Consider the following 13185-nt stretch of genomic DNA (forward strand, 5'->3'; position numbering starts at 1 on the left):
TTCGTTTAAGGCGCGTTTAACAAAGACGTGGCCAGACGCGACTGCGTCGCTTGCTGGAACGGCGCTGCGCGCCTGCTAGTTGCTAGAAAAGCGTCTTCGCTGCAGGATGCAGCTCCTACCCATTTAAGGCACCTTTGTGCTCTCAGTGTCCCGCGTGATTGATCTGTTCTTTAAGAGCCGCTACACGCCCTATGGGGGCTAACAGGGTGCATTGTGCAGGTCTTCGCTGCAGGAACTCCTACTCATTTGCGGCACCTCTGTGCTCTTCGTGTCCTCGGTGGTGAACCTGTTTATGGTTTGGTATTCCCTCTGGGTACCAGTGGCAATGAATGTGAAGGGGTTAAGTTTTATCGCTGTAGGGGCGTCCCTTAAAGAGAGGGTCTTTGGTCTTGATTGTGGATCAACAAGTTGTAAGTGCTGCGATCAGCTAAACGAAGGGTTTGGAGTGAAGTTAAATGACGCCACTGACCGCGGGCCTGATCTGGCCCGCGATACACTGGTGATTAGTTACTGCTCTTCTTAAACTGTTCTAGCAGTTGCATCAGACTGCTTCCGATAAGGTCGACCTGGCGGGCATTTTGTCGGTTGTTCTGTGCTTCTGCTGCGGATTCCTGAGAATGTTCCAGAGTCATGTTGATGACTTCAGATATCTGGTTGGTGACCGCGGACTGCTGCTCTGTTGCAGATGCGATCATGCTGCTCATATTGTCTATTTCATCTATGGATAGACGGATTTGCTCAACACTTTTCCGGGCATTTTCAGCTAGATCTGCTGTGTTATGAACATGTTCGGCCTGCAGTTCTACCTTTTTCGACATTTGATCAATCGCGCCATTGAGTTTCTTTATTATCAGGCCAATATTGTCGGCTGCTTTCGCTGTGTTGACCGCAAGTGAACGGACCTCATCGGCAACTACGGCAAAGCCGCGTCCGCTTTCTCCGGCACGGGCCGCTTCGATTGCCGCGTTCAGGGCCAGCAGGTTCGTTTGTTCTGCAAAATTCTGGATAACGTGCAGTGCCGAGCCAATCTCCTTTCCGTCATCTTTAAGCTGTTGAAGTGTGCTATTGGTGGCTTCGGTTTCCTGTTCCAGCTGGCGTATGCTCAGGCTGGTATTTTCCATCTCCTGAACGCCATTGACGGCGATCTCTGTCGCTTGACGTGTTGCAGTTGATGTTCGTACCGCGTTTTCAGCAACTTCCTGATATGAGCAACTGAGCTGTTGGATCTGAACCGATGCCTGCTCGGTGGAGTGCTGTTGCTGGTTGACTATCAGGGTCAGGGTGTCTGAGCTATTGTTCAGATCTTTGCCGAGCAGGTTCAGGGCATCACTTTCAGTATGGATTTTGTCTATCAGTGTCGTAAAGTAGTTTCGCAGGCTGGTGATGGAGTTGCTTAGAATTTTAATCTCAATAATCTTGCTTGTTGTGCTGCTTTCATCATTAAGGTGGCCATTGGCCAGAGCATCAAGCTGCTGACAGGTATTGCTTATAATCCGGGTGAGACGGGTGTTGAGGATACCCATAAACAACCCGATAACAGCGATTAATATTATGCTGACAATAAGCAGAGCGTTTACCAGCTGACCGGTAGCATCGTACTGTTTTTGTAAGCGGCTCTGATTTTTCTGCAGTTGTTCGTTGAGTTGGTTAACCAGATAGGTTGTGTTTTTTATTGTCTCAGCCCGTTGTGTATAAATCTTCTCGATATTTAGAAGCTCTTTGTTATATCGGCTGATTAGGCTCTTAAGCTCCTGAATATACAGGTCGCCAAGCTCATCGCGGCTTGTCTGAATTTCCGTCGAGCTGTTTCCCAGCAGTGCTCCCAGAGCATCGTTGCTTTCAGCTTCTGTATAGATACCAAAACGAGGCAGTTCATGAAGCTGATTGCCCATCTTTTTTAAAATGCCCAGGCGCATATCAATATCTGAGCGGTTCGGCTGGCTGGATGAGAAAAAGCGCTGACGGCTATGCGCCAGTTCGGAAATTGCCAGACTAAGTCTGGTCATGATTGCGGCGTAGCGTTGCTTTAACTCTGGCTGATAGGTGGATCCCTCGTCACTGTAATCGGACAGCTGGCTTAGTGTTGCCAGAATTTCTCGTTCATTATTAATCAGCAGCTCCTGTGGCTGTCTGAGTTTGCCCGCGGCCCGAAGTTTCAACAAAGCGGTTGTCTGTAACTGGGTTAAGGTCTTCTGAATCTCCGGTGTACCGTCAGCTGTGAGGCTTTTAACCCGGGTGTCTGTTTCAATTAAGCGGTTAAGAGCGTTATCAATGTCCGTCAGCAGTGATGCATTGCCTGAGCTGAGATAGATAAGGATGGGGCGGTTTACCTGCGTGTCGACCTCCTCCTGAAGTAACTGATAGTTCCGGGTTTGAGCAAAGCTTTCGTCCAGGCGCTCCAGTGACCAAATCATTGACGCGGCCATTAGGGTGATAACAAGTAACAGAAGGGAGCCTGCTACCAGATTGATTTGAGATATTTTCATTGCTTCCTGCCTGGATATTTAAAACAGCTATTTATATTTCTTTCTTGTTACAGGATTGTTTCACGGTTTTTTGCAGATACTCAGAATGGTGGGTGTGGTTACATAGACAAGGCCGGCCAGATGAACTAAAATGTCGCCGATTTGCATGCTGGAAATGCACTAGAAGAATTCTCTACAGAAAAGCGAGGTGGGCATTTTGTTCTACCTCGCTTTTTTGCAACTTACAGTTTATTAATTCTGTTTAGATTTTCGCACTAAGCGGGGAGGTTAATTTTGACAAGACCAGCCATTCTGGCCCTTGAGGACGGCAGTATCTTCCGGGGAGTAGCGATTGGCGCGGATGGCCAGTCCAGCGGAGAAGTTGTGTTTAATACTTCTATGACTGGTTATCAGGAGATTCTGACGGATCCATCGTATTGCCGTCAGATTGTGACCCTGACCTATCCACACATCGGTAACGTGGGAACAAATACAGAGGATGAAGAGTCCTCTCAAACATGGGTTGCAGGTCTTGTGATCCGCGATCTGCCGCTGACGGCCAGCAACTGGCGTAGCGAGCAGAGCCTGGATGAATATCTGAAAGCGAAAAATATTGTCGGTATCGCTGATATCGATACTCGTCGACTTACCCGGATTCTGCGTGAGAAAGGGGCGCTGAGTGGCTGTATTATGGCGGGTGATATTGATGAAGAGGCTGCTCTGGCAGATGCGAAAGCGTTTCCTGGCCTCAAAGGGATGGATCTGGCGAAAGAGGTTACCACCGACCAACAGTATCAATGGGTATCCACAACCTGGGATCCTGTTAAAGGGCATCAGGATATCTCTGACGCTGAGTTGCCGCATCATGTCGTTGCGTATGATTATGGCGTAAAACGCAATATTCTGCGGATGCTGGTTGAGCGTGGTTGCCGTCTGACGGTTGTTCCGGCAAAAACTTCCGCTGCGGACGTGCTGGCATTGAACCCTGACGGTGTCTTCCTCTCCAATGGTCCCGGTGACCCGGAACCATGTGATTATGCGATTGAGGCGATTCAGGAGATCTGTAAAACTGATCTGCCAGTGTTTGGTATCTGCCTTGGCCATCAGTTGCTGGCTCTGGCTTCGGGCGCCAAGACTATCAAAATGAAGTTCGGTCATCATGGTGCAAACCACCCGGTGCAGGATCTCGAAAATAAGCAGGTGATGATTACCAGTCAGAATCATGGTTTTGCAGTGGATGCAGATTCATTGCCGGCGACGCTGCGAGCGACTCACAAGTCTTTGTTTGATAGTTCCCTGCAAGGAATTGAGCGTACCGACCGTGCAGCCTTTAGTTTTCAGGGACACCCTGAAGCGAGTCCGGGTCCGCGCGATGTTGCGCCGCTGTTTGATCGCTTTATTCGCGATATTGAAGCGCGAAAGGCCTGATAAGCCTGAATTAAGGTCAATACGTACTGCCTGTGAGATATCTCCGGGCAGCTTTTAAAGAATTAAAATTTTCGATCGGTTATTTACACATGCCAAAACGTACGGACATACAAAGTATTCTGATCCTCGGTGCGGGTCCTATCGTTATCGGTCAGGCCTGTGAGTTTGATTACTCCGGTGCCCAGGCCTGTAAAGCTCTGCGTGAAGAGGGCTACCGGGTTATTCTGGTCAACTCTAATCCCGCGACCATTATGACAGACCCGTCGATGGCTGATGCTACCTACATCGAGCCGATTCAGTGGAAAACAGTCGCTAAGATTATTGAGCAGGAGCGTCCTGATGCACTGCTGCCAACCATGGGTGGTCAGACTGCCCTGAACTGCGCTCTCGATCTCGAGCGTGAAGGCGTTCTGGAAAAGTTTGGCGTCGAGATGATCGGTGCTAATGCTGATACTATCGATAAAGCCGAAGACCGTGACCGCTTTGATAAGGCGATGAAATCTATCGGTCTGGAATGTCCGCGTGCTGCGATTGCTCACAGCATGGAGGAAGCGCTTCAGGTGCAGTCACAGTTGGGCTTTCCCTGCATTATCCGGCCATCATTTACGATGGGTGGAACCGGTGGTGGTATAGCGTATAACAAAGAAGAGTTTATCGAGATCTGTGAGCGCGGTCTGGATCTGTCTCCAACCAACGAGTTGTTGATCGACGAATCCCTGATTGGCTGGAAAGAGTATGAGATGGAGGTGGTGCGTGACAAACACGATAACTGCATCATCGTCTGCTCAATCGAAAACTTTGATGCGATGGGTGTGCACACCGGCGACTCAATTACCGTTGCACCGGCACAGACGCTGACAGATAAAGAGTACCAGTGGATGCGGGATGCGTCACTGGCTGTTCTGCGGGAGATCGGTGTTGAAACTGGCGGTTCTAACGTTCAGTTTGGTCAGTGTCCGAATACCGGGCGCTTTGTCATTATCGAGATGAATCCCCGGGTATCCCGTTCATCTGCGCTGGCATCGAAAGCAACCGGTTTCCCTATCGCCAAAGTGGCGGCAAAACTGGCGATTGGTTATACCCTCGATGAGTTGCAGAACGATATTACCGGTGGTGCTACACCCGCATCGTTTGAGCCGGCAATTGATTATGTTGTGACCAAGATTCCGCGCTTTACCTTTGAGAAGTTTCCGCAGGCAAATGACCGCCTGACGACCCAGATGAAATCAGTGGGTGAGGTGATGGCGATCGGCCGCACTCAGCAAGAGTCCCTGCAGAAAGCGCTTCGGGGGCTGGAAGTGGGTGCGACCGGCTTTGATCCGATTGTTGATCTGCAGAGTGAAGATGCTCGCACAGAAATCGTGCGCGAGATGAAGCAGCCGGGTGCCGAAAGAATCTGGTATCTGGGTGATGGATTCCGCCTGGGTATGTCTGTTGAAGAGCTATATGAGCTGTCCGGTATTGATCCATGGTTCCTGGTTCAGGTCGAAGATATCATCAAAGATGAACTGCGGGTTTCTACGATGACTCTGTCTGAGCTCGATAAGACAGAGCTGTATCGCCTGAAGCGCAAAGGTTTTTCTGATGCACGTTTGGCAACGTTGCTGGGTGTGTCTGAGAAGCAGGTACGTAAACAGCGTTATAAGCTGGATATCCGTCCGGTATTTAAGCGTGTTGATACCTGCGCGGCTGAATTTTCTACTGATACGGCTTATATGTACTCGACCTATGAGGAAGAGTGTGAGGCGAATCCGACTGACCGTGACAAGATCATGGTTATCGGCGGAGGCCCTAACCGTATTGGCCAGGGGATCGAGTTTGATTATTGCTGTGTTCATGCAGCACTGGCTGCTCGTGAAGATGGTTATGAAACCATTATGGTTAACTGTAACCCGGAAACCGTTTCTACGGATTATGATACCTCTGATCGTCTCTATTTCGAGCCGATTACGCTGGAAGATGTGCTGGAAATTGTGCACGTTGAGAAGCCTAAGGGTGTGATCGTACAGTACGGTGGCCAGACTCCGCTGAAACTGGCGCTGGCACTGGAGCATGCAGGTGTACCTATTATCGGCACATCACCGGAAGCGATTGACCGTGCTGAAGACCGTGAACAGTTCCAGCAGATGCTCAAGCGTCTGGGACTGAAACAGCCGGAAAACGCGACTGTTCGCTCTCTGGAGGAAGCAGTTATCGAAGCTGAGAAGCTGGGGTATCCGCTGGTTGTTCGTCCATCTTACGTATTGGGTGGCCGGGCAATGGAGATCGTCTATAAAGAGTCCGAACTGCGTCAGTATATGACCTCTGCGGTTAAAGTTTCTCATGATGCTCCGGTATTGCTGGATCACTTCCTCAACGCTGCTGTTGAGGTGGATATCGATGCTGTATGTGACGGTGAAACGGTCGTTATCGGCGCGATCATGCAGCATATCGAACAGGCGGGTGTTCACTCCGGTGACTCCGCGTGTTCGCTACCGCCTTACAGCCTGTCGGAAGCGCTGCAGAACGAGATGCGTGATATGGTTCGCAAGATGGCCCTGGAACTGGGTGTGGTGGGTCTGATGAATACTCAGCTGGCCTATCAGGACGGCGAGGTTTACGTGATCGAAGTGAATCCGCGCGGCTCCCGTACAGTTCCATTCGTGTCTAAGTGTATCGGCGTTTCTCTGGCGAAGATCGGTGCTCAGGTGATGACCGGTAAAACGCTGAAAGAGATCGGCTTTACTGAAGAGATTATTCCTACGCTATTCAACGTAAAAGAAGCGGTATTCCCATTCAATAAGTTCCAGGGCGTTGACCCGATCCTGTCTCCGGAGATGAAATCCACCGGGGAAGTCATGGGTGTCGGTGAAACCTTTGGTGAAGCGTTCATGAAAGCACAACTGGGGGCGGGTGAAAAGATGCCGGCAACCGGGAAGGCCTTTGTTTCGGTTCGTGAAGTCGATAAGCAAAACGTTTTGCCGGTTGCCCGTGATTTGGTTGGGCTGGGCTTTACCCTTGTTGCTACCCGGGGAACGGCCGCGCTGTTGAAGCAGGACGGTCTTGATGTGGAAGTGGTTAACAAAGTGATGGAAGGGCGTCCGAACATAGTCGATATGCTGAAGAACGATGAGATTGTCTATGTTATCAACACCACTGAAGGTCGTAAGGCGATAGCGGACTCTGCTGAGATTCGTCGTTCAGCTTTGCAGCATAAAGTCCCTTACAGTACAACTTTGGCGGGTGCTGAAGCGATGATCATGGCGATGCAGTACGGCGAAGAAAAAACAGTGCGTCGTTTGCAGGACCTGCATTAAGGAGCTGGTATTATGAAAAAATTTCCAATGACGGTTGGCGGTGAGAAAGCGCTGCGTGAAGAACTGGATGATTTGAAAACAGTGCAGCGTCCAACCGTGATAGCATCAATTGCTGAAGCGCGTGAACATGGCGACCTGAAGGAAAATGCTGAATACCATGCTGCCCGTGAGCAGCAGGGGTTTATCGAGGGACGTATTCAGGAACTTGAAGGTAAGCTGGGCTCTGCTCAGGTGATCGATGTGACGCAGATTCCGCATACCGGTAAGGTGATTTTTGGTACAACGGTTGATCTGATCAACATGGATACTGAAGATACCGTGTGTTATCAGATCGTCGGTGATGATGAAGCCAATATAAAAGGTGGCAAGATCTCTATCAGCTCACCTATTGCCCGGGCTCTGATTGGTAAAGAGGAGGGGGATGTTGCTGTCGTGCAGACCCCTGGTGGCGGAGTTGAGTATGAAATTGATCAGGTTCGCCATATCTGATCTCGCCGAATAAAAAAAACCGCCTATCGGCGGTTTTTTTGTTGTTGATCTGTTCCGTTCACATTAACGTAGCAGATTAGACAGCTTCGGGTCCGGATGTTTGGCAGCGCGATAGAACAGAGCAACATTGCCGATTTCCTGAACGATGGTTGCTTCGACGATCTGGGCCATCTCACTGATGAGTTGTTTTTTTGCTTCGCGGTCGCCCACAGCAAATTTTACTTTGATCAGTTCATGGTCTTCGAGGGCGCGATCAGCTTCCAGAAGGATATTCTCACTCAGGCCGTTACCGGCGACAGTGATGATAGGGTTGAGGCTGTGGCCGATAGTTCGGAACTGCTTCTTTTGCGTAGGGGTTAAGCTCATACTAAAATACTTGACCTTTGAATTGTGGAGCGGAAGATCCGCTCAGAATCATAATTTAGGGATTTTACCTGAGTTAATGTGTAGAAAGTAGACATTGACTCAAATTCAGAGCGGTGATGTTGGTGGCAAGATCAAAAAGCAGCGGTCGTTGGCTGCAGGAACACTTCGACGACCAGTATGTCAAAAAATCCAGAGAGCAGGGGTACCGCTCTCGTGCAAGCTTTAAATTGCTGGAGCTGAATGAAAAGGATAAGCTGATTCGCCCCGGAATGGTTCTGGTTGACCTGGGTGCCGCCCCTGGTGGTTGGTCTCAGGTAGCCGCAGAATTGGTGGGTGATCATGGTCGGGTGGTATCATCTGATATCCTGCCAATGGACCCTTTACCGGGTGTGCAGTTTATTCAGGGGGATTTTACCGAAGAGTCAGTGCTGAATGAAATTCTGCAAACATTGGGAGATGAGCTGGCAGACCTTGTAATTTCAGATATGGCCCCCAATATGAGTGGTATGAATGCTGTTGATCAGCCTGCGGCGATGTATCTGGTGGAGTTAGCGCTGGATATGGCCCGGCAGGTGCTTAAACCCGGTGGTGATTTTGTGGCCAAGGTATTTCAGGGTGAAGGCTTTGATGATTATATGAACGATATGCGCAGCAGCTTTACTAAGGTTTATAGCCGAAAGCCGGACTCTTCCAGGGCCCGTTCGCGTGAAGTCTATCTGATTGGACGAAACTTCCGTCCCTGATATAGTCAATACAGTGTAACTACTGTAGTTTTGTTTGTTTTCGGACGGACACTAATTTTGAGAAGACAGAGGGTTTTCCTTTGAACGATATGGCAAAGAATTTGGTACTGTGGCTGGTTATCGCGGCAGTGCTGTTAACCGTTTTCAACAACTTTAATAGCGAAAGTACCGCGCAAAAACTTAACTACTCTGAGTTTATCAGTGCGGTGAAAGATGATCAGATTCGCCGGGTTGTTATTGATGGTTTTACCATCGAGGGTGAACGGATTAACGGCGAGCGTTTTTCGACTGTACGTCCGGCGCTGCAGGATCCTAAGCTGGTTGATGATCTGTATAACCATAAGGTGGTTATTGAAGGTAAACAGCCAGAAAAACAGAGTGTCTGGACTCAGTTGCTGGTCGCCAGCTTCCCGATTCTGATTATACTTGCCATATTTATGTTCTTTATGCGGCAGATGCAGGGCGGCGGCGGCGGTAAAGGCGGCCCGATGTCATTTGGTAAGTCGAAGGCCCGAATGATGGGGCAGGATCAGATTAAGACGACTTTTGATGATGTGGCGGGTGTCGAAGAGGCTAAAGAAGAGGTTAAAGAGCTGGTTGATTACCTGCGTGATCCTGGGAAGTTTCAGCGTCTGGGCGGCCATATTCCCCGCGGCGTATTGATGTCAGGTAATCCTGGTACCGGTAAAACCCTGCTGGCCAAAGCGATTGCCGGTGAAGCGAAAGTGCCCTTCTTCACCATATCCGGTTCTGACTTCGTTGAGATGTTTGTCGGCGTTGGTGCATCCCGGGTCCGGGATATGTTTGAGCAGGCGAAGAAAAATGCGCCCTGCATCATCTTTATCGATGAGATCGATGCCGTGGGTCGCCACCGTGGTGTAGGTATGGGCGGTGGTAATGATGAACGGGAGCAGACACTGAACCAGTTGCTGGTTGAGATGGATGGTTTTGAGGGTACCGAGGGGGTTATTGTTATTGCTGCAACTAACCGCCCGGACGTGCTCGACCCGGCATTGTTGCGTCCTGGCCGTTTTGACCGACAGGTACATGTCGGCCTGCCTGATATTCGCGGTCGCGAACAGATTCTGAAAGTACATATGCGTAAAGTGCCGCTGGGTGATGACGTCAAACCTGACCTGATTGCGCGCGGAACCCCGGGCTTCTCCGGTGCTGATCTTGCTAACCTGGTCAATGAGGCGGCGTTGTTTGCTGCGCGTGCCAGTAAACGTACAGTCGGGATGGAGCAGTTTGAGCGGGCGAAAGATAAGATCATGATGGGCGCTGAGCGTAAATCGATGGTTATGTCCTATGAAGAACGTCTGAATACGGCGTACCACGAATCGGGACATGCTATTGTGGGTCGACTGATGCCTGAGCATGATCCGGTATATAAAGTGTCAATCATCCCCCGCGGGCGTGCGCTGGGTGTAACTATGTTCCTGCCTGAGGAGGATCGATACAGTCATAGCCGTAAACTGCTGATATCCAATATTTGCAGTCTCTATGGAGGCCGTATTGCAGAGGAAATGACGCTCGGTAAGGACGGCGTGACCACGGGTGCATCCAACGATATTCAACGGGCTACCAGTCTGGCTCGGAATATGGTCTCCCGCTGGGGTCTGACCGACGAGCTGGGTCCGATTCTGTATGATGATGAAGAGCAGGATCCGTTTAACCGTGGCTATGGGCAGCAAGGCAAACCGATGTCAGAAGAGGTGCAGCGTAAAATTGATGCTGAAACCCGTAAGATTATCGATGAGTGTTATGCCAAAGCCTATAAGATGCTGGAAGATAATCGCGATATCCTGGAAACGATGACCGCTGCGCTGATGAAGTATGAAACCATTGATAGTAAGCAGCTTGATGAGCTGATGGATCGCAAGCCGGTTACTCCGCCTGAGGGATGGGAGGAGTCTGACTCAAAAGCGGCAGCTGACGAAGCAGCTGCAGCAAAAAAGAAAGAAGAGTTTGATCTGGATGACGATGAACCGAATGATGCTTCTAAAGATGGCAATGAAGATGAGCCATCATCTGATTCAGATGCATCGGATCCTAATCTGCACTAAGCGATTAATCTGAGATAATAAGGCCGGTCCCAGACCGGCCTTTTTTAATACAACGTAGCCAATGGAAAACACTGTGAATGACTTTTCCGCTTACCGTTTCGGTGCCCGAACACTGGATCTGAGCCGCCCTCAGGTGATGGGTATTGTCAACGTCACGCCAGACTCTTTTTCCGATGGTGGGACGCTCTATGACGCCCGGAAACTTAGTGTTGATCAGGCGCTCGAACGGGCCCGGCAGATGGTTCAGGATGGCGCAACGATCATCGATGTTGGCGGAGAGTCAACCCGGCCGGGAGCCGCCGTCGTCTCGGTGCAGGAGGAACTGGATCGGGTGTTGCCGGTTGTTGAACGACTCAGTGCTGAGCTCGATGTGGTTATCTCGGTGGACACCAGTGCGCCAGAAGTGATTGCAGGAGTCGCCGGGCTCGGTGCGGGGCTGATTAACGATGTGCGTGCCCTGGGGCGCGAGGGCGCTCTGGCGGCGGCTGCAGCCACTAACCTCCCTGTGTGTGTTATGCATATGCAGGGAAGTCCCGCCACTATGCAGAATGCGCCGCATTATGATGATGTACTGGATGATGTGAGCTACTTTCTGCAGCAGCGGATTGTCGCCTGCAACGAAGCAGGTATTGCCAGTGACCGGATAATTCTTGATCCCGGATTTGGCTTTGGTAAAACCGTAGAACACAATCTGCGCTTACTGAATAATCTGCGACAGTTACACCGTTTTGGTATGCCTCTGCTGGTGGGGACTTCGCGTAAAAGTATGATTGATCATGTGCTTCACCGGCCGGTAGATCAGCGGCTGGCGGGAAGTCTGGCAACCGTTGCTATCGGTGTGCAGCAGGGCGGGCAGATATTCAGAGTGCATGATGTAAGGGAAACGGTTGATGTGGTGCGCATGGCCGAAGCCATATTGAATGAGGGCAGGATTGATAATGACTAAGCGATATTTTGGTACTGATGGGATTCGCGGCAAGGTAGGTACGGCGCCAATTACTCCTGACTTTATGCTGAAACTGGGTTGGGCTGCTGGAAAAGTTTTTGCCCGGGAAGGACGCAGTAAAATCATTATTGGTAAGGATACCCGGATTTCAGGTTACATGTTTGAGTCTGCCCTGGAGTCAGGGCTTGCTGCCGCGGGCGTCGATGTTCTGTTATTAGGGCCGATGCCAACTCCGGCAATTGCTTATCTGACGCGGACTTTTCGATGTAATGCCGGTATCGTAATCAGTGCATCGCACAATCCTTATTACGATAATGGCATCAAATTTTTCTCCGAGCAGGGCACTAAATTGCCGGATGAGATCGAGCATGCTATCGAAGCGCAGATGGATATGGCGATGACTACCGTTGAAGCGGCAGAGCTGGGCAAGGCGCGACGGATTGATGATGCCGCAGGTCGTTATATAGAGTTCTGCAAAGGTACTGTTTCCGGTGATCTGAGTCTCAAGGGTATGAAGATCGTGGTTGATTGTGCCAATGGTGCAACTTATCACATTGCACCCAAGGTACTCCGGGAGCTGGGCGCAACGGTTGTCGAGGTTGGCGCCTCGCCGGACGGAATCAATATTAATGAAGAGTGTGGTGCAACCTCTACAGCAATGCTGCAACGAACCGTTATTGAGCAACAGGCCGATCTGGGTGTGGCGCTGGACGGTGACGGTGACCGCCTGATTATGGTTGATCATACGGGCGCGGAGGTGGATGGTGACGAGTTGCTCTTTATTATCGCCATGGCTATGCATCGGAAGGCGCAGCTGAAAGGTGGTGTAGTTGGTACACTGATGAGTAATTTTGGCCTTGAACAGGGGCTGAAGCAGGCGGGTATCCCGTTTATCCGCGCTAAGGTAGGTGATCGCTACGTGCTTGAGCAGTTGGTGGCTAATGACTGGCTTCTGGGGGGCGAGTCTTCAGGCCATCTGGTGTGTCGTCAACTGACATCGACGGGTGATGGTATTGTTGCCGCGTTGCAGGTTCTCAAGGCGATGGCCGACGATAAAAAATCGCTCAATGAACTCAAGTCGGAAATGCGCAAGATGCCACAAACGATGATTAATGTTCGTTTGAGTGAAAAGCGGGATGTTGTTGCGCTTCCTGCGGTGCAGTCCGCAGTAGAGGATATCGAGTCACGCCTTGGTGAACGGGGGCGGGTGCTGCTTCGCCCTTCAGGCACTGAACCCGTGGTTCGGGTAATGGTCGAGGGCGATGATGAAGTCTGGGTTGAGGGGCTCTGTGAAGAGTTGGCTGAAGCTGTTCGTCAGGCGCTTTGATTATTTTGTAGAAAGCTTGAAATTTTATTGCTTACCCGGGTGTAGCTGCTTGTAACTTA

General features: G+C 50.5%; 9 protein-coding genes. 7 read left to right on the forward strand and 2 right to left on the reverse strand.

The genetic code is table 11. The features are described from left to right. Positions 1–503: 503 nt before the first annotated feature. A complete protein-coding gene (locus tag KDX31_00005; GenBank protein ID UTW03474.1) occupies positions 504–2486 on the reverse strand; it encodes a hypothetical protein in 1983 nt (660 codons plus the stop codon). A gap of 273 nt (positions 2487–2759) precedes the next feature. Between KDX31_00005 and carA the strand changes: the two genes are divergently transcribed. The 3 genes from carA (at position 2760) to greA (ending at position 7678) form a co-directional block, all read left to right on the forward strand. Beyond that, positions 2760–3893, forward strand: coding sequence for a glutamine-hydrolyzing carbamoyl-phosphate synthase small subunit (carA, locus tag KDX31_00010; GenBank protein UTW03475.1), 1134 nt, complete (start codon positions 2760–2762; stop codon positions 3891–3893). 89 nt (positions 3894–3982) lie between these two features. Continuing rightward, positions 3983–7189: a carbamoyl-phosphate synthase large subunit gene (gene carB / locus KDX31_00015; protein UTW03476.1), complete on the forward strand. Its 3207-nt coding sequence runs from the start codon at positions 3983–3985 to the stop codon at positions 7187–7189. Positions 7190–7201: 12 nt separating this feature from the next. After that, positions 7202–7678, forward strand: a complete 477-nt coding sequence (gene greA, locus KDX31_00020) for a transcription elongation factor GreA (protein UTW03477.1) — start codon at positions 7202–7204, stop codon at positions 7676–7678. 63 nt (positions 7679–7741) lie between these two features. On the opposite strand, the gene KDX31_00025 is transcribed toward greA, so the two are convergent. Beyond that, positions 7742–8044 (reverse strand): YhbY family RNA-binding protein, encoded by a 303-nt coding sequence (locus tag KDX31_00025; protein UTW03478.1) that lies wholly within the window; start codon positions 8042–8044, stop codon positions 7742–7744. 122 nt (positions 8045–8166) lie between these two features. Here KDX31_00025 and rlmE point away from each other — a divergent pair, with 122 nt between their 5' ends. From rlmE to glmM, 4 genes are all read left to right on the forward strand, one after another. Beyond that, complete coding sequence (rlmE, locus tag KDX31_00030; protein UTW03479.1) at positions 8167–8787, forward strand: 23S rRNA (uridine(2552)-2'-O)-methyltransferase RlmE; 621 nt, start codon at positions 8167–8169, stop codon at positions 8785–8787. An 89-nt stretch (positions 8788–8876) separates the two neighbouring features. Continuing rightward, the gene (ftsH, locus tag KDX31_00035; GenBank protein ID UTW05246.1) at positions 8877–10853 is read left to right on the forward strand and encodes an ATP-dependent zinc metalloprotease FtsH; all 1977 of its coding nucleotides are present in this window, start codon (positions 8877–8879) and stop codon (positions 10851–10853) included. A 61-nt stretch (positions 10854–10914) separates the two neighbouring features. Next, a complete protein-coding gene (folP, locus tag KDX31_00040; GenBank protein ID UTW03480.1) occupies positions 10915–11799 on the forward strand; it encodes a dihydropteroate synthase in 885 nt (294 codons plus the stop codon). Further along, positions 11792–13126 (forward strand): phosphoglucosamine mutase, encoded by a 1335-nt coding sequence (gene glmM / locus KDX31_00045; protein ID UTW03481.1) that lies wholly within the window; start codon positions 11792–11794, stop codon positions 13124–13126. Before folP ends, glmM begins: the two co-directional genes overlap by 8 nt. The last annotated feature ends 59 nt before the right edge of the window (positions 13127–13185 follow it).

Source organism: Amphritea atlantica, assembly GCA_024397875.1.
GTDB classification, from domain to species: Bacteria; Pseudomonadota; Gammaproteobacteria; order Pseudomonadales; family Balneatricaceae; genus Amphritea; species Amphritea atlantica_B.

Coding starts and splice junctions, on each gene's coding strand:
- KDX31_00025 (UTW03478.1), bottom strand. CDS start 8,044: ATGAGCTTAACCCCTACGCAAAAGAAGCAGTTCCGAACTATCGGCCAC.
- glmM (UTW03481.1), top strand. CDS start 11,792: ATGACTAAGCGATATTTTGGTACTGATGGGATTCGCGGCAAGGTAGGT.
- KDX31_00005 (UTW03474.1), bottom strand. CDS start 2,486: ATGAAAATATCTCAAATCAATCTGGTAGCAGGCTCCCTTCTGTTACTT.
- greA (UTW03477.1), top strand. CDS start 7,202: ATGAAAAAATTTCCAATGACGGTTGGCGGTGAGAAAGCGCTGCGTGAA.
- folP (UTW03480.1), top strand. CDS start 10,915: ATGGAAAACACTGTGAATGACTTTTCCGCTTACCGTTTCGGTGCCCGA.
- ftsH (UTW05246.1), top strand. CDS start 8,877: ATGGCAAAGAATTTGGTACTGTGGCTGGTTATCGCGGCAGTGCTGTTA.
- carB (UTW03476.1), top strand. CDS start 3,983: ATGCCAAAACGTACGGACATACAAAGTATTCTGATCCTCGGTGCGGGT.